This window comes from Pseudactinotalea sp. Z1732 (assembly GCF_049724975.1).
Lineage (GTDB): Bacteria > Actinomycetota > Actinomycetes > Actinomycetales > Beutenbergiaceae > CALKWS01.
Genome location: NZ_JBMPQC010000021.1, coordinates 1 through 21,863 on the forward strand (window position 1 = coordinate 1; position 21,863 = coordinate 21,863).

19 protein-coding genes are annotated in these 21,863 nt (G+C 67.7%); 15 read left to right on the top strand and 4 right to left on the bottom strand.

The genetic code is table 11. The features are described from left to right. From ACPL7H_RS18465 to ACPL7H_RS18505, 9 genes are all read left to right on the top strand, one after another. The coding region (locus ACPL7H_RS18465) for a hypothetical protein (protein ID WP_424798210.1) at nucleotides 1-182 on the top strand (182 nt) is incomplete at its 5' end. Next, the gene (locus ACPL7H_RS18470; RefSeq protein WP_424798211.1) at nucleotides 179-1,405 is read left to right on the top strand and encodes a polysaccharide pyruvyl transferase family protein; all 1,227 of its coding nucleotides are present in this window, start codon (nucleotides 179-181) and stop codon (nucleotides 1,403-1,405) included. The genes ACPL7H_RS18465 and ACPL7H_RS18470, both read left to right, overlap by 4 nt. A 355-nt stretch (nucleotides 1,406-1,760) precedes the next feature. After that, a complete protein-coding gene (locus ACPL7H_RS18475; protein WP_424798212.1) occupies nucleotides 1,761-3,308 on the top strand; it encodes an ArnT family glycosyltransferase in 1,548 nt (515 codons plus the stop codon). A gap of 163 nt (nucleotides 3,309-3,471) precedes the next feature. Further along, nucleotides 3,472-4,662: a mannose-6-phosphate isomerase, class I gene (gene manA, locus ACPL7H_RS18480; RefSeq protein WP_424798213.1), complete on the top strand. Its 1,191-nt coding sequence runs from the start codon at nucleotides 3,472-3,474 to the stop codon at nucleotides 4,660-4,662. 83 nt (nucleotides 4,663-4,745) lie between these two features. Then, nucleotides 4,746-6,317, top strand: a complete 1,572-nt coding sequence (locus ACPL7H_RS18485; protein WP_424798214.1) for a sodium-dependent transporter — start codon at nucleotides 4,746-4,748, stop codon at nucleotides 6,315-6,317. Between the two features lies 1 nt (nucleotide 6,318). Further along, on the top strand, nucleotides 6,319-6,453 hold the full coding sequence (locus tag ACPL7H_RS18490; RefSeq protein ID WP_424798215.1) for a methionine/alanine import family NSS transporter small subunit: 135 nt from the start codon (nucleotides 6,319-6,321) through the stop codon (nucleotides 6,451-6,453). Between the two features lie 80 nt (nucleotides 6,454-6,533). After that, nucleotides 6,534-6,728, top strand: coding sequence for a DUF1918 domain-containing protein (locus tag ACPL7H_RS18495; RefSeq protein WP_424798216.1), 195 nt, complete (start codon nucleotides 6,534-6,536; stop codon nucleotides 6,726-6,728). An 81-nt stretch (nucleotides 6,729-6,809) separates the two neighbouring features. Then, a complete protein-coding gene (locus ACPL7H_RS18500) occupies nucleotides 6,810-7,379 on the top strand; it encodes an HhH-GPD-type base excision DNA repair protein (protein WP_424798228.1) in 570 nt (189 codons plus the stop codon). 10 nt (nucleotides 7,380-7,389) lie between these two features. Continuing rightward, nucleotides 7,390-8,862 carry a hypothetical protein gene (locus ACPL7H_RS18505; protein WP_424798217.1) on the top strand — a complete coding sequence of 491 codons (1,473 nt, stop codon included), beginning with the start codon at nucleotides 7,390-7,392 and terminating at the stop codon, nucleotides 8,860-8,862. Nucleotides 8,863-8,873: 11 nt separating this feature from the next. Here the strand turns inward: ACPL7H_RS18505 and ACPL7H_RS18510 are convergent, their stop codons facing one another. Further along, the gene (locus ACPL7H_RS18510) at nucleotides 8,874-10,397 is read right to left on the bottom strand and encodes an SDR family oxidoreductase (protein WP_424798218.1); all 1,524 of its coding nucleotides are present in this window, start codon (nucleotides 10,395-10,397) and stop codon (nucleotides 8,874-8,876) included. 135 nt (nucleotides 10,398-10,532) lie between these two features. Further along, nucleotides 10,533-11,390 carry an NAD(P)-dependent oxidoreductase gene (locus ACPL7H_RS18515; RefSeq protein WP_424798219.1) on the bottom strand — a complete coding sequence of 286 codons (858 nt, stop codon included), beginning with the start codon at nucleotides 11,388-11,390 and terminating at the stop codon, nucleotides 10,533-10,535. Between ACPL7H_RS18515 and ACPL7H_RS18520 the strand changes: the two genes are divergently transcribed. From ACPL7H_RS18520 to ACPL7H_RS18545, 6 genes are all read left to right on the top strand, one after another. Continuing rightward, nucleotides 11,374-11,739 carry a winged helix-turn-helix transcriptional regulator gene (locus ACPL7H_RS18520; RefSeq protein ID WP_424798220.1) on the top strand — a complete coding sequence of 122 codons (366 nt, stop codon included), beginning with the start codon at nucleotides 11,374-11,376 and terminating at the stop codon, nucleotides 11,737-11,739. The two genes, ACPL7H_RS18515 and ACPL7H_RS18520, sit on opposite strands and share 17 nt — an antisense overlap. Nucleotides 11,740-11,883: 144 nt before the next feature. Next, nucleotides 11,884-12,564 carry a hypothetical protein gene (locus ACPL7H_RS18525; protein WP_424798221.1) on the top strand — a complete coding sequence of 227 codons (681 nt, stop codon included), beginning with the start codon at nucleotides 11,884-11,886 and terminating at the stop codon, nucleotides 12,562-12,564. A gap of 116 nt (nucleotides 12,565-12,680) precedes the next feature. Next, nucleotides 12,681-14,636: a DUF5107 domain-containing protein gene (locus ACPL7H_RS18530; RefSeq protein ID WP_424798222.1), complete on the top strand. Its 1,956-nt coding sequence runs from the start codon at nucleotides 12,681-12,683 to the stop codon at nucleotides 14,634-14,636. Nucleotides 14,637-14,823: 187 nt separating this feature from the next. After that, nucleotides 14,824-16,815 (top strand): DNA helicase RecQ, encoded by a 1,992-nt coding sequence (gene recQ, locus ACPL7H_RS18535; protein ID WP_424798223.1) that lies wholly within the window; start codon nucleotides 14,824-14,826, stop codon nucleotides 16,813-16,815. A gap of 206 nt (nucleotides 16,816-17,021) precedes the next feature. Then, entirely contained in the window at nucleotides 17,022-18,518 is a 1,497-nt protein-coding gene (locus ACPL7H_RS18540) for a multidrug effflux MFS transporter (RefSeq protein ID WP_424798224.1), read from the top strand. Between the two features lie 294 nt (nucleotides 18,519-18,812). Beyond that, nucleotides 18,813-20,102: an MFS transporter gene (locus tag ACPL7H_RS18545; RefSeq protein WP_424798225.1), complete on the top strand. Its 1,290-nt coding sequence runs from the start codon at nucleotides 18,813-18,815 to the stop codon at nucleotides 20,100-20,102. An 8-nt stretch (nucleotides 20,103-20,110) separates the two neighbouring features. Here ACPL7H_RS18545 and ACPL7H_RS18550 read toward each other — a convergent pair whose 3' ends face one another. Beyond that, the gene (locus ACPL7H_RS18550; protein WP_424798226.1) at nucleotides 20,111-21,148 is read right to left on the bottom strand and encodes a dihydrodipicolinate synthase family protein; all 1,038 of its coding nucleotides are present in this window, start codon (nucleotides 21,146-21,148) and stop codon (nucleotides 20,111-20,113) included. Continuing rightward, a complete protein-coding gene (locus tag ACPL7H_RS18555) occupies nucleotides 21,148-21,780 on the bottom strand; it encodes an NAD-dependent epimerase/dehydratase family protein (protein WP_424798227.1) in 633 nt (210 codons plus the stop codon). Before ACPL7H_RS18555 ends, ACPL7H_RS18550 begins: the two co-directional genes overlap by 1 nt. Nucleotides 21,781-21,863 lie beyond the last annotated feature (83 nt).

Below are 21,863 nucleotides of genomic sequence, written 5' to 3' on the forward strand. Positions count from 1 at the left end.
CGAGTGGTGTCGGCGTGCGTGAATCAGTTTTTGTGCTGCTTAGCGTTGCGTACCTACCCGTGGAGCAGGCTATCGTGCTGGCTCTGGCAGCGCGCCTGTCTGCGACGCTCGGCGATGGAGTTGTTGCAGGTGTCTATGGACTGCTCACGTTCACTTCAAGAAGGAAGGCAGGCATCTCATGAGAATCGCAATCATCGGCTCTGCGTTGTCAGGCAACAAGGGGGCGGCTGCAATGCTCGAGAGTTCAGTTCAGCACCTATCCAAGTCAGACGAGCACGCGCAGTTCATCCTCTTGAGCATGTACCCCAGCGCGGATGCCCGACTCAATTCATACCCGAACCTACGCGTGATGGACGCGCGACCGTTGCGCCTCGGCGTCGTCCTCAACGGTATGGCCCTGCTACACAGACTGTTGCCGCCCCTGCGGCGCGGAATCGAACGGGCTGTGCCGGAGATCGGGGCGCTCGCCCGTGCAGACGTCCTCCTCGACGAGGGAGGAATCACGTTCGTCGATGGGCGCGGCAAGTACCTCATCTACAACGTTGCGAGCATTTTGCCCGCGCTCCTTGTCAGAACGCCTGTGGTGAAGGTCGCCCAGGCGATGGGCCCCTTCAACGAGCCGCTGAACCGGCTTGCTGCGAAGACCTTGCTGCCGCGCATGGCGGCGATCATCTCGCGCGGTGCGCTCACACACGAGCATCTCGTCGCCACTGGGCTGACCAACGTACAGGGGGGCGCCGACCTTGCGTTTACCCTGGAGGTCGGCGATGCCGATGCTGCCGCGGCTGGTGAGCGGGTTGATGTCGGCTTCTTCGACAATGGTGATGTTGTCGGTGTCTCGCCGAGTGCCGTATTGCGCAAGTCGGCTGAAGCCCGAGGCGACGACTACATCAGTGAGGTAGTCGCGCAGATCGACTACGTTACCGAGGTTCTCAACCGACCTGTGTTTCTCGTCGCCCACAGTGCACGGGCGCAGACGGCAAAGACGCACAACAATGACCTGCCGGTGTGCCGGGAAATCCAGGCCCGAGTCGCGAGGCCGGAGAAGGTGCTGTTCGTTGATGACGAGTTGAGTTCGCAGACGCTGCGGTTCCTGATCTCCCGGTGCGATATCTTCATCGCATCCCGATTCCACGCCATGGTCTCGTCACTCGCTACGGGTGTTCCGACGCTCGTTATTGGCTGGAGCCACAAGTACCGGGAGGTCCTGGAGATGTTCGGATTAGCCGAACTGGCTGTCGCACATAGTGACGCCACTCCGGAGCGCATCCGCCAGATGTTGGACGACCTCATTCAGAATCGTGATGAAGTTGCCGCGCAGATCTCAGATGCCCTTCCGCAGGTTCGCGCCCGCGCCATGGAGCAAGTGTCAGTCATCGAAAGGGTCGCGAGTCGGCAAACGTGACGAGGAGGTGCTCGAAATGCGACCTGCAGCGAGTACCCGACAGCGACGGGGCATGCTGCCCGCGACGTCGCGGTCACTGGTGGGTCGCGGCGTAGGCCCCGGAGCAGAACAGAGCATGCGAGCATCGGATTCGGACGGCATGGTTTCCTGGATGCGGTTCTTACGTATCGTTGACGTATTCGAGGCGTCCTACGCGTGAATGCGGGTGGCCGATGTCGACGATGACACTGTGGTGTGTGAAATGGCGGTCCTGACTGAACCGCGGCCGTATCGGCGCGGTCCCGACGCCGCTTCGGCTGCGGTGCCGGAACGCCGTGTGCGCGCTTGCCCAAAGCCTCGGAACTATCACCGTGTAGTGGCGGCAGTTACCGTGCTGTTCTTTCTCACGGCGACCTTCTGGGCGCTCACCATTCCGCACTTCGATGGTCCCGATGAAGAAGAGCACTTCAACTCCGTTAGCCGGCTGTTGCAGGGTGGGGGCTGGCCCCTACCGTACGAGGCGCCCCTCCTCGGGAGCACCGGTCAGGCCATGCGGGAGGCCGGCCTTCCTGTGGAGGGAGAGGTTCTCACGGAGTTCGTGGCGCCTGCGGATCGGGCGACGCTGGAGGCTGCGACGTCGTTGGACGACTTCGGACGCGATGGGATGGTGCACCACCCGCCTGGCTACTACGTCCTGATCGCTGCTGGTACCGCAGCGCTGGGTGGCGAGACACTGCGCTGGGATCGTGCTTCTCTGGCCATGCGACTGCTCAGCGCGGCGTTGTTGGCGGGTGCAGTCCCGTTCGTGATCGGGTCGGTGCGGTGGATCACGGGCTCTGCGACTGCCGGTGTTGGTGGCGGAATGAGTTTGTTCACGGTGCCCTTCTTCACCAACATGGGCGGCTTGATCTCCAACGATGTCCTGTTGATCACCACCGCGACCGCATGCCTCTACTTTGCGATCCGGGCTTGGCGAGCGACGTACCCAGCCAGGTGGATGGTGCTTCTCTCAGCTGTCGCGCTTGGAATCGCCCTACTCTCCAAGGGCTTCGCGCTGTTCCTGCTGCCGACGTTCGCTATCCTGTGCGTGCTCTTAGCACGCCGGTGGCATAAGGACATTCCTGGCCGTTTCACCGAGGCGCTGTGGCCAATGTTGGTGGCCTTCCTGGTCGGAGGATGGTGGTGGTTACGGAACCTCATCGTGCTGGGCGTCGTCCAACCGAGCCGGTACGGCGCCCGCGAAGCCACCGGGGAGCAGCACGAGATGTACGACTTCGTCTTGTTCTTCACCCAGTTCTGGATTCGTTTCAACCGCTTGTTTTGGGGCCGTGGGGCGAGAGAGGACATGGCGCTTCCGGCCGAGATTGTGGACACGGCTGGTGTCATCCTCCTCGTGCTGATGGTTCTTGCGCTAACTGTCTCGAGACACAGGTTCATTCTCGCGGTCCTACTTCTGTTTCCGGCCGTGACGGTTGCGGTGCTCTTCATGAACGCGCACGGCATCTACTGGGATTTCGGTCGCCATGACAGGGGGGTTCAGGGCCGCTATGTATTTGCGGGCATAGTCGCCTATGCGGCGATTCTGGCTGTTGTGGTCCATCCATTGGTCCAGCGGCTTTCAACACGCATGCGTACCTTCCTGATGGCCATCGGGTCCACGGTGGCGCTGACCGTCACCTGGGTTGCGATCACCTGGGTGTTCGTAGGCTTATGGCACCAAGTCGATAAGCCCGGTGTAGTTCGCCGAGGGGCGGCCGAGGCTATTGGCGTGGCAGAAGGGGTGTATCCCGTTCTGGTATCACTGACAGTCATCATGCATCTGGTGTTCTTGCTGATGCTAGTTCGGTGGAGGTTCCCTGAGATCAAGGTGCTGCTGCTACCGAGCAATACTCCGCTTGGCGTACCTCGCCACGCTCGGGTCTGACACGGCCGGGCGGTGCGATGAAGCCGTCCATTGCGAGGATGACGGTGTCGCGGCGGTCCAACTGTAAATGCGCTGGTAAGAGGGCTTGAATCCATGCCGGGGCGCCACCTGCGCGGGCCGAAACAGCGCGACTACGCTGTCGCATTGAGCGAAAGGAGGAGCCGTGCTCGTTCGGATACGAGGCAGCGAACGAAACTACGCCTGGGGTTCGACCACCACCATCCCGCAGTTGATCGGGCGCGAACCCGGGACTGAGCCGGTGGCTGAACTGTGGTTCGGCGCCCACCCGGCCGCACCCTCGACCCTGCCCGACCGTGCCGGAGTGAACCTGCGCGAGTACCTGCTGACCGAGTTCGAGGCCGCGCTGGGGCGGCACGCACTGGCCAGGTTCGGCCAGCACCTGCCCTACCTCCTCAAGCTCATTGCCCCCGCCCGCCCGCTGTCGTTGCAGGTACACCCGAACCTGGTACAGGCACAGGCCGGGTTCACCGCCGAGGAGTCCGACGGGCTCCCGCGCGACGGCGCCACCCGCCTGTATCCGGACCCCAACCACAAACCCGAACTGCTCTTCGCGATAACCGAGTTCCGCGCCCTCTGCGGGTTCCGCACCCCACGCCGGGCCCTGGAACTGGTCAGCGGGCTGGATGCCCCGCTGGCCCGGAAACTGGCCGGGATCCTGACAACCGACCCCACTGCAGCCGGGATGCGCACGGCAGTCACCGAACTGCTCACTCCCGGTGCGGTGCCCGCGTCGGATACTCGCGCCGTCGTGCGGGCTTGTGCCGAGCGCAGGGGGGCTCGCGGCGCCTCGGTGCGAATCGATGCGATCGTGGCTGAACTCGGGGCAACTCACCCCGAGGACCCCGGTGCGGTCGCCGCGTTGTTGCTGAACCCGGTCACGCTGGCACCGGGGGAGGCGCTGTTCATCCCTGCCGGCACCCTGCATGCCTACCTGCAGGGCCTGGGTGTGGAGTTGATGGCCAACTCCGACAACGTCCTGCGCGCGGGCCTGACCAGTAAGCACATCGATCCCGAAGCGGTGCTGAGTACCGTCGAGTATGTCACCGCGCCGCCGGTGCGCATCGCCCCGGAGATCACCGGACCCATCCGCACCTTCTATGCCCCGGTGGAGGACTTCGAGATGTCCATCACCACCCTGGGAAACAATGGTGCGGTGGAGATGCCAGGGCGAGGTCCGCGGATCGTGCTGTCCATCTCCGGGCAGGCGCAGGTACGCACCCCCGATGCCGGACCGGTTCAACTGGGCCCGGGGGAGGCGGTGTTCGTCCCGGCCACGGCCGGCCACGTGATCGCCGACGGCGATGCGCACCTGGTGCAGGCCGCGGTGCCGTGATTCTGACTCTGACCGCCCCATCTTCTGCCGGTAGGCCGGAGCAGGAGTAGCCTCTGCGCAGCAGAACTGCTCAGGAGAAACCGATGAACGAACCTGCCGACACGGCCCGCACCTCCCGGATCCGGGAGAGTTTCACCGGACGCAACGCCTTCATCCTGGTGGCCATCGGCTCTGCCGTGGGCCTGGGGAACATCTGGCGGTTCCCCTACGTCACCTACGAGAACGGTGGGGGCGCCTTCCTCATCCCATACTTGGTCGCGCTGCTGACGGCCGGTATCCCGATCCTGCTGTTCGATTACGCCATCGGCTACAAGTTCCGCGGATCCCCGCCGATGGCGTTCAAACGGCTGCACCCCAGTGCCGAGGCCATCGGCTGGTTGCAGGTTGGCATCTGCTTCCTGATCGCCATCTACTACGCGGCCATCATCGCCTGGGCGGCGATGTACACCTGGTTCTCCCTGACCCAGGCCTGGGGTGATGATGCCGAGGGCTTCTTCTTCGAGACGTTCCTGCAGTACGACGGCGGTGGTGCCGAGGGCAGCGGGATCTCGGTGGACTTCGTGGCCCAGGTCGGCTGGCCGCTCATCGTGGTCTGGGTGGTGCTCCTGCTCGCCCTGGGCAGCGGGGTCCGCCGCGGCATCACGAAGATGTCCACCATCGGAATCCCACTGCTGTTCCTGATGTTCCTGATCCTGGTGGCCTACTCGCTGACCTTGGACGGCGCCACCGAAGGTCTCAACGCCCTGTTCACCCCCGACTGGGCGGCGTTGACCAGCGGCACGGTGTGGATCCAGGCCTATGGGCAGATCTTCTTCACCCTCTCGGTGGGCTTCGGCATCATGATCACCTACGCCTCCTACCTGAAGCGCAAGTCGAACGCCACCGGATCGGGGCTGGTGGTCGGGTTCACCAACTCCTCCTTCGAACTGCTGGGGGCCATCGGGGTGTTCTCCGCGCTGGGCTTCCTGGCCGTCGCATCCGGTACCGCCGTGGAGGAGGTGGCCTCATCCGGGCTGGGCCTGGCGTTCGTGGCTTTCCCCACCATCGTTTCCGAGGCCCCGGCTTCGACGCTGGTCGGGGTGCTGTTCTTCGGCGGTCTGACGATGGCCGGTCTGACCTCGCAGATCTCCATCTTGGAGGTGGTGATCTCGGCGGTGAAGGACAAGACCGGCTGGGCGAGGGTGACCACTGTGGCGATCGTCGGCGGAGCCACCGCGGTGATCTCCATCGTGCTGATCGGAGGCGCCTCCGGTGTCACCCTCCTCGATGTGGTCGACGCCTTCTCCAACAACATCGGCATCGTCGGAGCCGCGTTCCTCTCCCTGGTGCTGGTGGGTTGGGTCTACCGGCGGCTGGGCACGCTCACCGCGGCGTTGAACGTCTACGGCTCGGTCAGGATCGGCCGGACCTGGAAGGTCATGGTCGGTGTTGTGCTACCGGTTGTGCTGGCGGTGCTGCTGGTGGTGGACATTCGCGACAAGATCACGGAGGGCTACGGCGGCTTCGATGACTGGGTTGTGACGACCTTCGGCTGGGGGGCACTGGGCCTGGTGCTGGTGATGGCGATCGTGCTGAGTCTCCTGCCGTGGCGGGGAGCGTCCGCCATGCACCTGGAGGACCCCGATCGGGACGAGGCCGGAAAGGAGAGGGTCTGAGATGGACACCCCGGCAATCATCATGATGATCGTGGCCCTGGTCACGGTCTGGGGCGGTATGGCCACCGCGATCATCCACCTGTCCCGCCACCCCGAGGACGACGACACCGGCTCGCCGCCCGGACCGGCTCGATAGATGCATCTGCGCGCCCCTGGTGCCAGACTGGATGGTGCTGGTGGTGACGGCCACCACCACTGCACATGTGGGAGGTCGCAATGCGAGCGAACATCGGTGATCGTGTCGTGATCGAATCTGCACAGGTGGGTCAGCCACCTCGCGACGGTGAAGTGCTGGAGGTGCGCGGTCCCGACGGCGCCCCGCCGTGGGTGGTGCGCTGGAGCGGTGAGGACGTGGGCAACCTCTACTTCCCCGGGCCCGACACCCGCGTGAGCCCACCCGGGAAGGACTGAGCGACAGCCCGAGCCAACCCTGGGCGGATGAACCGCCGGGGATGGCTGCGCGAGCGAAGCGAATCAGGCAAGATCGGGGGTATGGAACTGCACCTGACCGGAGACGCCCAGGCCGATGAGTTGCTCAGCAGCGATCCATTGGCGCTGATCATCGGGATGCTGCTGGATCAGCAGGTGCCGATGGAAACCGCCTTCGCCGGGCCGCACAAGATCCACGAGCGTCTCGGCGGACTGGACGCTGGGCAGATTGCGGCCATGGACCCGGAGGAGTTCAAGCAGACCTGCGCCACCCCACCGGCGGTACATCGCTTCCCGGGATCCATGGCCGGGCGCATCCAGGCCCTGGCGCAGATCATAGTGGAGGAATACGACGGCGACGCCGCTGCGATCTGGACGCGCGGTGAGCCTGACGGTCCGGAAGTGCTGCGCCGGCTCAATGCCCTACCCGGTTTCGGCAAGCAGAAGGCCGCGATCTTCCTGGCGCTGCTGGGCAAGCAGTACGGCTACACCGGCGCCGGGTGGCGCGAGGCCACCGGCGACTACGGCCACGAGGGTGCCTACCGGTCCATCGCCGACGTGGTGGACGAGGACTCATTGCAACGCGTGCGCCAGACCAAGAAAGCCGCCAAGGCCGCGGCGAAGAAGGGCTGAAGTAGCGCACATGGCGGTGCCGGACAGCACGGACTTCTTGGAAGACCAGATCAGAGCCGCGGCTCTGGACCTGTACCACTCCTCGTCACTCAAACGACACATCCCGGCTTCGAGAGTCCTGCAGCACGCCCAACAGATCCGCCTGGGGATACCGGATAGTCGGTCCGCGCACACCAGCGAGATCCGACGGGTGGACTCCGTTCCCAACTTGGCGTGGGTCTGTTGCATCCGAGGAACTCACCACTCCTTCGTGATCGGCCCGCAGGTCGAGGCCGCGGAAGGGTTCGTCTTCGAAGGTGCCTGGGACGGCGACTACGGCCAGGGCCAGATCCACAGGACGGACTACGCCTTCGGGTCCGGTGCGCGGCTGGGCCGCTACGTCGTCTTCGTGCCGCCGAAGCACTGTTGGGAGTACCTCTACGTTCTGACCGACAAGCGCGACAACCGGGTGATCGTGTCCAACAGTGCGACGTTCGCGCTCACCCACGCCGGACTGCGCCCTGACTCTCGCTTCGTCCGGCAGGTTTTCGAGGTACTCAGACCAAGCACGAACACCGCGACGGCGGCGGGTTTCGATCGCTATGACCCTGTGGTGGCGTCTGATGAGGAGTACACCTTCAGCCGGATGATGTTCCACAACTTCGTGGTGCACGATGGCAAGGTGCAACTCGCGCCCACCGCGTCCTCGGTTCAGTTCTCGGACTACTCGCACTACCGGGAGTTCCTCTCCGGTTGTATCCAGCGCCTTGCTGAGAATGCGTCGGATGCGCGACGACGAACCACCTTCACGCCGATCACCCCGCTCTCGAGCGGATACGACTCCACCGCGACAGCCGTGCTGGCCAGTGAACTCGGCTATCGTGATGCCGTCACCCAAGACCTTACGATCAGGGGCACCTTCGACTCGGGTCAGCGCACCGGTGCCACCCTCGGGATGAACGTCGAGGTGCGCCACCATCTGCTCGGTACCGAGCCCGTGCAGCGGATGGGTGTGCGAGTGGCCGACGGAGGGGAGGTTGACCTCTACGGGGAATTTCTTGCGACGCCGGGCCTGGGTGATGACGTCATGCTGGCCACGATGGAGTCGGCGCTGCAAGGCCGAATGGTTCTGAACGGGGCCATGGGGGATGCGTTGTGGAGGCGGCGCTCGGTCCAGGCCCCTGGGCTGCCGGTCTCGGTGCCGTATGGCAAGAGCGTGACGGAGTTCCGGCTGCGAACCGGGTGGGTCTTCGTTCCCGTTCCCGCACTGGGTGCGCGGTCCCCCCGCAGCATCCAGCGGATCACCAGGGATCCGGAGATGCACGCGTGGACACTCCACGGCCCGTACGACAGGCCGATACCTCGGCGGATCGCCGAGGAGGCGGGGGTGCAGCGGGGAAGTTTCGCCACCGGGAAGGCGGCCGTGAACCCGACGGTGGAAGCGTCGCCGGGCATGGTCATGGAGTCTGTCGCGTACGTGGCGGAGCGCTACGCCCTCGGCTGAGGGCCTGCTGGTCAAGCCCGAGCCCGCTGCGCCGCCCGCAGGATATTGCGGGCCATGGTGGGGAAGATCAGCGCATGAAAGGGCACCAACACCCCCCAGTACAACCGGCCCAGCAGGCCACGAGGGAAGTAGATCGCGCGCTGGCGGTAATCGGTCCCGCCGTCCGCCCCCGGGCGCACCGTCAACTGCAGCCAGGCCCGCCCGGCCGCTCGCATCTCCGAGCGCAGCGTCAAGGATCGTCCCGGGGTGATCGACTCCACCCGCCAGAAGTCCACGTGGTCATCGACCTGCAGATGATGCGGATCGTGCCGCCCGCGGCCCAGCCCATGACCACCGGCAGCCCGGTCCAGTAGCCCGCGCACCCGCCACAGGATCGCAGGGGAGTACCAGCCGTTCTCCCCTCCGATACCTTCGACCACCTGCCACACCGCCTCAGGTGCGGCGGCGCCGTGACGCTGGCGCACATCGGTGAACACGGTATGCCCGGCCCACTGCGGGTCCGAGGGCAGCGGGTCGGCCGGATCGACCTCGGCCTGCACGTCGTGGTCCCAGGTCACCGTGACCTGCCCGGCCAGTTGCCGCTGGATCGCCCGACGGCAGGCCTGACGGTAGGACGTCAGGCCATCGGGAGGGTCAGGGATGATCTCGGCGATCCGGTGATCGGTGGTGACGGCGTCCTGCGCCATCGAGGCCGCCAGCGGCATTGCGATCCCGCGGGGAATCGGGGTGGTCATGGTGATCCAGAATCCGCTCAGTCGCGGCGCGGGCACCGGCAGTGCCAGCACGCGGCGCCGGGGCAGGCCCGCCACCTGGCCGTAGGCGGTGAGCATGTCCCGGAATCGCAGCACCTGCCCGGAGCCGATGCCGACGTCGTCATTCACCGGTTCCGGTAGGGCGCTGGCGTGGGCCAGGTAGTACAGCACGTCCCGGATCGCGATGGGTTCGATCCGGTTGTTCAGCCACCTGGGCCCGGGCATCACCGGCAGCAACTCGGCAAGGTGGCGGATCATCTCGAAGGACACCGACCCCGATCCGATCACCACCCCGGCTCGCAGCACCAGCGCCGGGACCGCCGCGGCGAGCAGGATGCGCCCCACCTGCTCCCGGGAGCGCATGTGATCCGACAGTGAGTCCAACTCACCCCCGGGGTGCAACCCGCCCAGGTAAACGATCTGGGCCACCCCGGCCTCGGCGGCAGCGGCGGCGACGGTGCGGGCGATCTGTTGCTCCCGGGAGATGAAGTCATCGCCCTGACCCATGGAGTGCACCAGGTAGAGCATCGTGTGCACGCCATCCATCGCCGCGAGTACCTGCTCGGGTGATTGCAGGTCCGCCTCGGCCAGTTCCACCTGCCCGCTCCAGGCACGGGAGTGCAACCGCTCGATGTTGCGGGCGCTGGCCCGCACCGTGAACCCAGCCGCTAGCAGCTCGGGGATCAACCGGCCACCGATGTACCCGCTGGCACCGGTGACCAGCACCCGCCGCCCGTTCCCAGGGGCAAGTGAGAGTCGCAGCGGCGAGGCGGGTGTGTCCATGGCCTGACGCTAACGCCAACAGGTGCACCGCACCCGTTGGGAGGGCTCTGCCGGTCACCGCCCCGGTAAGTTCGAGCCGGACGAACGGCACCGACGCCGGCTACCTTTCCCACGGGATGGTGAGGATCGTCGTCGTCAGCGCATCGACTCGATGATCCGGTCGAAGTCCTCCGCACCGTGGCCCGCGTCGATCTGCTGCTGGATGAGTTCTTGGACCATCTGCATCGGGGCCGGGGTGATGCCTTGCTCGCGACTGGCGCGGGCGATGGTGCCCAACTGCGTCGTAGTCCAGTGCAGGCTCTGGAGGGCCTCGCTGTAATCACGGGCGTCCAGGCGTTCAGTGGAATGACCGAGCAGACTGGTCATCGCAGCGAGGAACGGCGCGGCCCGCCCGGCGTACTCAGCCGCCCCGACGCCGGCCGTCTCCAGCATTGCCACACCATGCAGGAACCCGGCGAACATGCTGTACATCCCGGAGAGCATGGCCAGGTCCCACATGGAGGCCATGCCGGGATCGTCGCCGTCGAAGGTGCTGCTTCCCCACACCTGCAGTAGTGGCTCGTGTGCATGGAAGGCCGGTGCGGAGCCGCTGTAGAGGATCACCGACTCCGGTGTGCCAATCATCCTCGGGGTGCTCATGATCGCCCCGTCCAGGTAGTCGATCCGGTGCTCGCGGGCCCAGCGGGCCAGCTCCCGGGCCTCCTCGGGCGTGGTCGTGGTCAGGTTGATCACCGTCCGACCGGTAAGGGTTTCGGTATGCGGGTGGAGTGCCGCACGTACCGAGGCATAGTCGAAGAGGCAGACGACGACGAGATCGGCGCCGCTGATGGCCGCACCGGCCGAGGTGGCCGCCTGGGCACCCCGATCGACCAGATCGGTGTCCTTTCCGGGCGTGCGGTTCCACACGGTCAGGACGTGACCGGCGTCGAGTGCGGTCGCGGCAAGTGCCCCGCCCATGGCACCGAGGCCGAGGAGGGTGAAGGAGAATGTCATTCCCTACATCTGCGGGATCGACGCCGCGATGGACGTGGTCAGCGGGAAGTGGAAAGCCCTGATCCTCTGGGAGCTGCAGGCCCACGGGGTTCGTCGCTTCGCCGAACTCCGCCGCGGGCTGGTGGGGGTCAGCGAGAAGATGCTCACCCAGCACCTTCGCGAGATGGAACATGACGGTCTGGTGGCACGGGAGGTCTTCGCCGAGATCCCGCCCCGGGTGGAATACCGCCTGACCGAACACGGGGCCAGCCTCAACGAGGCGTTGGGAGCCCTGGGGCAGTGGGGCATCGGCCGGATCGAGCGGGAGAATCTGGTCACTGTCCGCCAGGAGGTGCATCCCGCCGGCTGAGCCCCCGCGGTACCTTTCGGAGGGCAGCCTCGCCCGCGCCCCAGCGCTAACCCGCCTCGCCGGACCCGGCGAGTTCGAGCCACAGCGATTGCCGTTCGCCCGTGCGCGGAGCACACTGGGGTAAGTCGACTGCGAGGTGACGTGATGGACGTCGACATCGAACCCTTACCACTGTTGTCCCGGGGCAAGCACCGCAGCCCGCGCCGGGGCGCATGTTTCATGGAGTTGGCCTCCTACCTGGCCGGGGAGCGCTGGAGCGACGCCCCCGCCTGTACCCACCCGCTGTTGGCTCACCTGGCTCGGTTGGTCAATGACCTGACCCACTCCACACACCGGCCCCGCTTGGCCACGCTGGTGCCGGCGGTGATCGGGCTGACCAGTGATGATCCGCGCTGGCGTGATGAGTTGGCCGTGCTTGCGGCTGCTCGCGCCCTGCCCGTGGTGAGCGAACAGCGCCAGCGGGCGCTCGCCGTCGGGCTGCTCACCTGCGAGAGGTGCCGCTCCGCGCGCTCCGGTCCGCAGCAGGCCGCGCCTCATCCGGCGGTCCAGCGAGCGCTGGAGCAGGCGCCCCTGGCGGCGAGGTGGGCGCGGAACTTCATCGCCGAGGTGGGCGGCCCGGGCCGGAGGCACCCGGGAAAGACCATGGTGGAGATCGCCACCGTCGGGCTCGCGCAGGCCTGCGTCACCGACCCGGACGGCATGCTGCGCGAGTTGCTCGCCGATGCCATCACGATGTGTGAGCACCTCGCCGGCCGGGAGCGGGACCGGGAGGCGCTGGAGTGGTCGGACTGGCGTGAGGTGTGTCGGGCGGCACCGGTGCACTGACCATCCCGGTTCACAATCCGGATGTGGTGCGGCGGGTGCGGTCAGGTCCTGCCTCGCGGGTCGATGTCGGGCGCTACGGTGGACCAGAGATCCACCGACACCCTCAGGGGAACCCCATGACATCGCTGTATCGCGGACAGATCACACTGCCCGTCGCCCCGCTCGGCCCCGACGATCCGCTCCCGGTCCCGCACCGGCTGCTGGAGAATCCCTTCGAACTGGGTGCCGACCTGCCCGAGCAGATCCGCCACGGCGCCTCCTTCGGCCGGCCCCGGTCGATGCACCCGTACCTGCTGCAGAACAACTACCCCCGCACTCGCGAGCCGATCACCCTGCCCACGGTTGTCCTGGACAACGGCCATCTGCGCGCCACCTTCACCCCGACCCTCGGCGGGCGGCTGTGGTCACTGGCCGATATCGCTTCCGGACGGGAACTGCTGCACGCCAACGCGGTGCTGCAGCCGGCGAACCTGGCGTTGCGCAATGCCTGGTTCGCCGGGGGAGTGGAGTGGAACATCGGCACCAAGGGCCACGCCGCGCACACCATGTCCCCCTTGCATGCTGCCCGCCTGACCGGCCCCGGCGGGGTGCCGATGCTGCGGATGTGGGAGATGGACCGGCTGCGCGAGGTGGTCTTCCAGGTCGATGCGTGGCTGCCGGCCGGCTCGCATGCACTGCACGTGTACGTGCGCATCCAGAACCCGGGCGAGCACGAGGTGCCGATGTACTGGTGGTCCAACGCCGCCGTACCCGAGGCGCCGGACGTGCGCGTGCTGGTCCCGGCCACCACCGCCTACGCCACCGGGTACGACGGCACCATCGCCGAGGTTCCGGTGCCGGTGCACAACGGTGCCGACCGCACCTTCTCCACCCGTAGCACCGACGCCGCGGACTACTTCTACGACACCACCGGCACCACCCACCCCTGGATCGCCGCCGTCGACTCTTCCGGGCACGGTCTGGCCCAGGTGTCCACGGCGCGCCTGCCCGGGCGCAAACTGTTCCTGTGGGGCACCGGGCCCGGCGGGCAGCACTGGCAACGGTGGCTCTCCCCGGACGGCCCCGGCCCCTACCTGGAGATCCAGGCCGGGATCACGGCCACCCAGTTCGAACACGTCATGATGCCCGGCCGCACCAACTGGGACTGGGTGGAGACCTACGGCGACATTGCCGCCGATGCCACCCGGGCCCACGATGAGGACTGGGACGCCGCCACCACCCACGTGGCCGGGCGTGTCGATGCTCTGTTGCCGGACGCGGGTCTGGGCGCGGTGCTCACCGAGGCCCGCCGAAGCGCCGATCGCGCACCCGAGGAAGTGCTGCACCGCGGCAGCGGATGGGGCGCCCTGGAATCCCTGGTGCGCTCCCGTAGCGGGCAGCAGTGGATAGCCGACGACGGCGGAACCCCGTTCGCGCCGGAGTCGCTCGGCGAGGAGCAACTGCTGTGGGAGGCCCTGGTGGGCGAGCCGCGCCGCGGCCAAGAACTCCTGGCCGCCGCTGATCCGGCCACGCCGCCGGCCTCCTACGTCGTCGGGCAGTTCTGGGAGGATCTGCTCTCCTCGACCGCGCCGGGATGGTTGCGTGACTATCACCTGGGTGTCCTGGCCCATGCCCGCGGGGATGATCAGCGCGCCGAGGAGTGCTACCGGGCCTCGCTGGCCGATCGGCGCAGTGCGTGGGCGCTACGCGGGCTGGCGCAGGTTGCTGCCGGCCGCGGCGATCACGCCGGGGCCACCGACCTGCTGTCCGATGCCCTGGCACTGGCTGATGACCAGCCCACGATGTTGCTGGAGGCGATGTCCGCGGCGATCCAGGCCGGAGCGCCGCAGCGAGCCTTGGACCTCGCCGGCGGTGCTCCGCGTGAGGTGCGAAGCATGGGCCGGGTGCGGTTGCTCGAGGGTTTCGCCGCCCACGCCGCGGGAGACCGGGACCGTGCCGAGCAGGTGCTGGCCGAGGACATCGTCATCCCTGACGTGCGCGAGGGTGAGTTGGCCCTGTCGGACCTGTGGGCCGCCGTCCACCCCGGGCGGGCGGTGCCGGAGCGCTACGACTTCCGAATGCGCCACCCCTGACCAACGGTGCCCGTCCGCGCCCCAACGGGTCGACCCGGAGTGCGACATCGCACCCGGACTCGCTGGCCCAGGTGGTGATGGACATGGGCCCCTCCTGCAGCGTGCCACCGGGCGCGGCTGACTCACCACCCTGCACAGCAGGAGGCCAGTGCATCGCCTCGTCCGGCCTGCCGCATAGGCTGTCAGCGTGAGCACGTCATGGCCCGGCCCACAGTGGCAGTGGGAGGAACCACCGGAGTGGGACTACCCGCCCCCACAGGATCCCGGCGACCCTGGCACCTCCGAGGTTCCCCCACCGCCGGACCCCGCCCACGCACCGGACCCTGCGACCGGACCCCAGCCGGCCTCCGCCCGCGCCGTGGTGCGAGCCGCCGCCGTCGCCGACTCCCCGCTCGATGCCCTTCAACAGGTGTGGGGCTATGACACCTTCCGCGGCCAGCAGGAAGAGATCATCGACACCGTCACCGCCGGCAACGACGCCCTGGTGCTGATGCCCACCGGCGGAGGGAAGAGCCTGTGCTACCAGATCCCGGCGCTGGTGCGCGAGGGCACCGGGGTGGTGATCAGCCCGCTGATCGCGCTCATGCACGATCAGGTCCAGGCGCTGGAGCAGCTCGGGGTGCGCGCGGCGTTCCTCAACTCCACCCAGTCGATGCCGGAGCGCCGCGACGTGGAGCACCGGCTGCTGGCGGGCGAGTTGGACCTGCTCTATCTGGCACCGGAGCGACTTCCGGTGGCTACCGCGCTGCTGGATAAGGCCCGCATCGCGCTGTTCGCCATCGATGAGGCCCACTGCGTGGCGCAGTGGGGCCACGACTTCCGGCCCGACTACCTGGGCCTGACCCTCCTGCACGAGCGCTGGCCTGACGTTCCGCGTATTGCCCTGACCGCCACCGCCACCGCTGAGACCCGGGCCGAGATCGTCCAGAACCTGCATCTGGGCGAGGCCCGGGTGTTCGTGTCCAGTTTCGACCGGCCCAACATCCAGTACCGGATCGGTCCGAAGCAGAACGCCAGGGACCAGCTGCTCCGCCTGATCAGGGAAGAACATCCCGGCGCCGCCGGCATCGTGTACTGCCTGAGCAGGGCCTCGACCGAACGCACCGCGACGTGGCTGGCCGAGCGGGGCATCACCGCCCTGCCCTACCACGCGGGCCTGCCCGCTGCGGAACGCTCGGCCACCCAGGCGCGCTTCCTGCGGGAGGAGGGCGTGGTGATCGTGGCCACCATCGCCTTCGGGATGGGCATCGACAAACCCGACGTGCGGTTCGTGGCCCACCTGGACCTGCCCAAGTCCGTGGAGGGGTACTACCAGGAGACCGGCCGCGCCGGTCGGGACGGGCTGCCCGCCACGGCATGGCTCGCCTACGGCTTGCAGGATGTGGTCCAGCAACGACAGATGATCGACGACGGCGAGGGGGACGTCCAGCGCAAACGAGCCCAATCCCTGCACCTGGATGCGATGCTCGCGCTGTGTGAGACGGTGCGGTGCCGGCGCCAGCAGTTGCTGCGCTACTTCGGGGAGGACTCGGCCCCGTGCGGCAACTGCGACACCTGCGTGCAACCACCGGAATCCTTCGACGGCACCGTGGCGGCACAGAAGCTGATGTCCACCATTGTGCGGTTGCAGCGGGAACGGGGCCAACAGTTCGGCGCCGGTCACCTGGTGGATATCCTGGTGGGCAACGAGAACGAGCGGGTGCTGCGCGAGCGGCACACCGACCTGAGCACCTTCGGGATCGGTACCGAACTCAGCGGTGCCCAGTGGCGCGGGGTGGTGCGCCAACTGCTCGCCCAGAGCCTGCTGCAGGTGCAAGGCGCCTATGGGGTGTTGGCGATCACCGACGCAGCGGCCGCGGTGCTGCGGGGACAGACCCAGGTGTGGCTGCGCAGTGAGCCCGAACGGGTGCGCGCGGCGGCCAGGACGCCCGCGAGGACCGCCCCGGTGGACCTGGACGAACCCGCTCAGGAGTTGTTCGCCGCGCTGCGCACCTGGCGTGCCGGAGTAGCCAAGGAGCAGGGTGTACCCGCCTACGTGGTGTTCAACGACGCCACCCTGGCCGGGATCGCCCAGGCCCGGCCGGCCACCTTGACCGGACTTCGCGGTATCTCCGGGGTGGGTGATGCCAAACTCGAGCGGTACGGGGATGCGGTGCTGCAGGTGCTTGCCGGGCAGTGAGAGCACACGGGAAACCCCGCCGCGTTGGTCAATCTGGTGAAGGGGTGGCCAAGGGATCTCCAAGCGAGTCCATGGCGGGTCGAAGTGTGCGCGAACACACCGCGAACACTCGGGCTATCGACTCGACCGGCACCGCGGATTAGGACAGACTAAGTAGGCATTCTCAGCGCTATCTGTGCGCTCTGCTCCAGCCTCCAAGGATCCTTGTGTCTACCGGCATCTCTGCTGCGTCCGCCCCTGTCCGTTCCCACCACCCCGACCCGGTCACTGCCGCCGGTGTCCCCTCGGGTCACCTTCCGACCGGTGACCGGCCGCACGACGCCGGCCACGATGGCGCCGCACCCACCGGTGCCGCACCCACCGGTGCCGCACCCACCGGTGCCGCGACCACGGCGACCGACACCGCCGAGGGGGCTGCGTCGTCGTCGGGGGTGAACCCGCCGAGCACCCCACCGGTGCGGCGCCCGGCGCCGCTGCCCACCCCGCGCAGCAAGATGTGGACGGTCAAGTTCGTGCTGCTGCTGGGCCTGATGGTGGCGATCGGGGCCTTCACGACCGACATGTACCTGCCCTCCCTGCCCGAGGTGGGCCGGGACCTGGGCGCGGGAGACGCCGCAGTCCAGTTCACCATCACCGCCACCTTGATCGGTGGTGCGCTGGGGCAGTTCGTGATCGGGCCGTTGTCGGACCGGTACGGGCGCCGGGTGCCGGCGATGATCGGGATCACCGTGCACATCGTCGCCTCGGTGGCCTGCCTGCTCACCTACGACGTGATGCCCCTGATCGGGCTGCGGATCCTGCAGGGTGTGGGCAACGCTGCCGCGGCGGTGGTGGCGATCGCGGTGATCCGGGACAAGCTGACCGGCCCGCAGGCTTCGGCCGTGTTGTCCCGGCTGATGCTGGTGATCGGCCTGGCACCGCTGCTGGCGCCCTCGATCGGGGGGTTCCTGGCCAACATCTGGAACTGGCGCGCGGTGTTCGTGGCGCTGGCCCTGTACGGGGTGGGGCTGCTGGTGGTGGTGTGGCGGTTCCTGCCCGAGACGTTGCCCCCGGCGCGACGCACGGGCGGCTCGCCGCTGAAGGTACTGGGCTCCTACGGTGCGCTGCTGCGGGACCGGCAGTTCGTAGCCCTGGCGCTGCTGCCGGGCCTGGGGATGGCCGCGGTGTTCGCCTACGTGTCGGCCTCCCCGTTCGTGATCCGGGAAGACTACGGGCTGAGCGAGAACCAGTTCGCCTTGCTGTTCGCGCTGAACGGTATCTCGATGGTGATCGGGGCGCAGGTCAACGCGGCGTTGGTGCGCCGCTTCGCGCCGGTGCGGCTGCTGCGCCTGGCACTGCCGGTCTCGGTGAGCCTGGCGATGGTGCTGGTGGTGGTGGCCGCGTTGGGCCTGGGCGGCCTGCCCGGGCTGCTGGCGCCGCTGTGGCTGATGATGGGCGTGAACGCCTTCATCGCTCCGAATGCCTCGGCCTCGGCGCTGGCGCGGCACGGGGACCGCGCCGGAGCCGCCGCCGCGTTGATCGGGGTGTCCCAGTTCGGGGTGGCCGGGCTCGTGGCGCCGCTGACCGGGCTGTTCGGCACCTCGGCGACGTCGATGGCGGTGGTGATCGCCGCCTCGATGGCCGCCGCGCTGCTGGTCCTGGCGCTGGGGACGCCGGCCTACCGGCGCGGGGGCTGGCGCACCGACGCCGCCTTCCAGGAGTAGCCCGGCCCGTTCCTCCTGGCTCCGGGCACGCGCTACAACCATCCAATTGAGCCGTTGTGGCGAGAGATCCGGTCTCCACCTCGCCGCAACTGTCCAATTGAGCTGTTGTGGCGGGGATGGCGGGGGTGGTGAGGACGGCGCCGCCGTGGCTGCGTCACCACAGGGGCACGGGTGGGGGGTGGTGGGGGGTCTTGGCCTTTTCCGGGCGATGCTCCACGATGGAGGCACCGGGTGATCCGGCCTGGAGGAGGCTAGCGGTGGGGTGGTGGCGCGTGGGCGTGCCGCGGGGGTGCCATGAGTGAGCACTCGGCCCCGGCCATCCCGCGCCGGGACTTCACCCTGTTGATGCTGGCCACGGTGACGGCGCTGTGCAACTTCGCCCCGCTGATGACCGTGGTGCCGCTGTGGGCAGCCGGCGGAGGGGGCTCGGGAGCGGGGGTGGGCGCCACGAACGGGGTGATGCTGGGGGCCACCGCCATCACCCAGTTGGCGATGGGTCCGGTGCTGGCGCGATTTACGCTGAAGCAGATCTTCGTGGCCGGTGCGGCCGTGATGGCCGCGCCCACCCCGTTCTATCTGCTCTCGGACCAGTTGGCACCGGTGCTGGTGATCTCGGCGGCCCGCGGCGTGGGGTTCGGCCTGTTGGTGGTGGCCGCGAGCGCGCTGGTGGCCGAGATCGTGCCCTCGCACCTGCTCGCCCGGGGCCTGGGCATCCACGGTCTGGGAACCGGTCTGCCGATGGTGATCGCCCTGCCGGCTGGGGTGTGGGTGGCCCGGCAGTGGTCTTTCACACCGGTGTTCGTGGCCTCGACGGTACTCGCCGTGGTGGGGGCGGTGCTGGCGTCATTGCTCCACGCGGGGGGACGGCCCGCAGATGAGCGGCCCGGGCCTGCGGCCGGATCCGTGCTGCTCGACCCCAGCGTGGAGGCCGATCACACGGCTGGGGCCACCGAGTTGCTCGAAAGCTCGCCGGCAGAGGCACAGGTGCGGGCTGGTGCAGCCACCCGCAAGCGGCGGATCGGGCAACCCGGTGTGCTCGGCGCCATCGGACCACTGCTGCGGCCGGCGCTGGCCTTCTTCAGCCTCACCATGGCCCTGGGTGCGGTGAACACGTTCCTGCCGCTGGCCGTGCCGGATGCCTCGGTGGTGTCGCTGGCCCTGGTGGTCGCCCCACTGGCGATGATCACGGGCCGGTTCGGGTCAGGAGTGCTCGCCGGTCACCTACAGCCCGGGAGGTTGGTGCTTCCCGGCGCGGTCGTTGGGGCGGTCGGGATGGGCGCACTCGCCCTGGGTGCCGCGCCCGGCATGAACTCCTGGCTGGTGGTGGCCGGTGCCGGGGTGTTCGGCCTGGGCCTGGGCGTGAACCAGAACGACTCGCTGGTGGTGATCATGGGACGCGCCGGGCCCCGGCGGCGCGGGCTGGCCAGCACGGTGTGGAATTTCGCCTACGACGCCGGGATGGGCTCCGGCGCCGTGATATTCGGCGCTCTGCTGGCCGGGATCGACTACCCGTGGGCCTACGGACTCGCCGCGGTGGTGATCGCGGTGGCGGCGCCGGTGGGGCGGGTGCGCGTGGGGTGGTGAGCGGGGGCTTAGTTCAACCAGTTCTCGCGGTTGGTGGCGATGAAGTTCTCGTCGAGTAGGTCCGGGTAGCGTTGTCGGACTTGGGTGATCAGTTCGGTCTGTCCGGGGGAGAGTGTGTCGGTGCCCAGGGTGGTGGTGGTGGGGATTAGGCCTTGTTGGTGTAGTACTTCGTTGACGCCGGGGACGCATCCGGCGAAGTTGTGGTCGACGTCGAAGACGGCGTGGTTGATTTCCACCATGTCTGATGCTTCAGCGAGCAGTTCCAGCGGCACCTGGCCGGCGGTGACGGCCTGGTTGGCTTTGGCGACCTGGTGGGCTGCGGCGCGGGTTCCCACGGCCCATTGGCCGAGTAGGCCGCCGGTGGCGCGGATTTGGCGTTGTTGTCCATTGATGGTGCGCTGGTAGGGGGTGATCAGGTCATGCACGATCGCGTCGTCGTTGCCGGTCAACAGCGCTATCTGGTCCCAGCGGTCATGTTCCAGGAGGGTCTGGGCAACATCGCCGGTGCAGTACCGGTTGAACGGGGCGGCCTTGACTCCCACGACCGTTTCGATGTCGAACAGGGCGCGCCAGTATTCCCGGCTCAGCAGGGCCCCGCCCACTGCGGGTTGGAGGTAGAACCCGATCACCGGCATCACCTCAGCAACGGCGGCGGCTCGTTCCAGCAGGGTCTGTTCACTGGTGTCCGACATGCCCCACGGGCTGAGCAGGGCCGCGTGGTAGCCGGCTTCGGTGGCCAGTTCGGCTTCGGTGACCGCCTGGTGGGTATCACCGGTCAGTCCGGCGACCATGATCGGTTCGCTGCCGTGCTCGGCGGCGGTCTCGGCGGCCAGGTGCCACACCTGTGTGAGCATGGCGGGGTCGTGGTGCAGTTCGAACTGGGTGGTGTGTACTGCCACGGCCAGGCCGTGGGCGCCGGCATCGAGGTAATACCTGGTCAGGGCGCGTTGGGCTCGCAGGTCGAGGCCGCCGGATTCGTCCAGGGCCAAGGGGTGGGCCGGGATGACCACCCCGGAGCCCAGTCGTGCGGCCAGGTCGGTGCTCATCAGAATTTGCCCTCTCGCTGCTGGAACTTGGTGGCCTTGCCCAGTTGCCGCCCGCCCTCGGTCACCCACCGGGCCACCATCTCTACCACGCGGCGCATCGGGACCGTGGGGTAGCCGTACAGGTCGTGGCAGTGACTGGCGTCGGAGAGCAGGGCGTCGGTGGACTCGGTTCCGGTGAACCGCACCTCGGTGCCCATCGCGGCGGCCAGCCAGGTAGCCAGGCGGCGCACCGAGACGGTCTCGGGGCCGGTGGCGTTGAGGATGTGCGGGGGAGTGCCGGCCAGTTCCACCGAACGCAGCGCCCAGGCGGTGGCATCTTGTTGCCAGACCACGTTCACCGCCGGCATCGTGACGTCGATGGGCTCACCAGCGGCGATCTGGGTGGCCAGGTCGGCGATGACGCCGTAGCGCAACTCGCAGGCATAGTTGAGCCGGAAGATAGTCACCGGGGTGTCCCAGGTGTGCGCGGCGTGGGAGAAGATGCGCTCACGAGCCAGGCAGGACTGGGCGTACTCACCCACCGGTTCGGGAGCGTCGTCCTCGGTGGACCCACCAGCAGACAACGGACGCAGCGGGTAGACGTTCCCGGTGGAGTAGACCACCGAGGGCACCCCCCGGTAGGAGCCTGTCAAGCCCTCTGTGTAAGAGAGGCTCCTGTTTCTAGTTGATGTGTCCTGCTAGACGCTCGGGGTAGAGCAGTTCGAGTTGGTTCAGT

What these genes read in the sequence shown, in the direction of transcription:
- ACPL7H_RS18505 (WP_424798217.1), top strand. Translation starts at nt 7,390, where the DNA reads ATGGCGGTGCCGGACAGCACGGACTTCTTGGAAGACCAGATCAGAGCC.
- ACPL7H_RS18525 (WP_424798221.1), top strand. Translation starts at nt 11,884, where the DNA reads ATGGACGTCGACATCGAACCCTTACCACTGTTGTCCCGGGGCAAGCAC.
- ACPL7H_RS18495 (WP_424798216.1), top strand. Translation starts at nt 6,534, where the DNA reads ATGCGAGCGAACATCGGTGATCGTGTCGTGATCGAATCTGCACAGGTG.
- ACPL7H_RS18545 (WP_424798225.1), top strand. Translation starts at nt 18,813, where the DNA reads ATGAGTGAGCACTCGGCCCCGGCCATCCCGCGCCGGGACTTCACCCTG.
- ACPL7H_RS18515 (WP_424798219.1), bottom strand. Translation starts at nt 11,390, where the DNA reads ATGACATTCTCCTTCACCCTCCTCGGCCTCGGTGCCATGGGCGGGGCA.
- ACPL7H_RS18530 (WP_424798222.1), top strand. Translation starts at nt 12,681, where the DNA reads ATGACATCGCTGTATCGCGGACAGATCACACTGCCCGTCGCCCCGCTC.
- ACPL7H_RS18510 (WP_424798218.1), bottom strand. Translation starts at nt 10,397, where the DNA reads ATGGACACACCCGCCTCGCCGCTGCGACTCTCACTTGCCCCTGGGAAC.
- ACPL7H_RS18485 (WP_424798214.1), top strand. Translation starts at nt 4,746, where the DNA reads ATGAACGAACCTGCCGACACGGCCCGCACCTCCCGGATCCGGGAGAGT.
- ACPL7H_RS18490 (WP_424798215.1), top strand. Translation starts at nt 6,319, where the DNA reads ATGGACACCCCGGCAATCATCATGATGATCGTGGCCCTGGTCACGGTC.
- ACPL7H_RS18470 (WP_424798211.1), top strand. Translation starts at nt 179, where the DNA reads ATGAGAATCGCAATCATCGGCTCTGCGTTGTCAGGCAACAAGGGGGCG.
- ACPL7H_RS18500 (WP_424798228.1), top strand. Translation starts at nt 6,810, where the DNA reads ATGGAACTGCACCTGACCGGAGACGCCCAGGCCGATGAGTTGCTCAGC.
- ACPL7H_RS18550 (WP_424798226.1), bottom strand. Translation starts at nt 21,148, where the DNA reads ATGAGCACCGACCTGGCCGCACGACTGGGCTCCGGGGTGGTCATCCCG.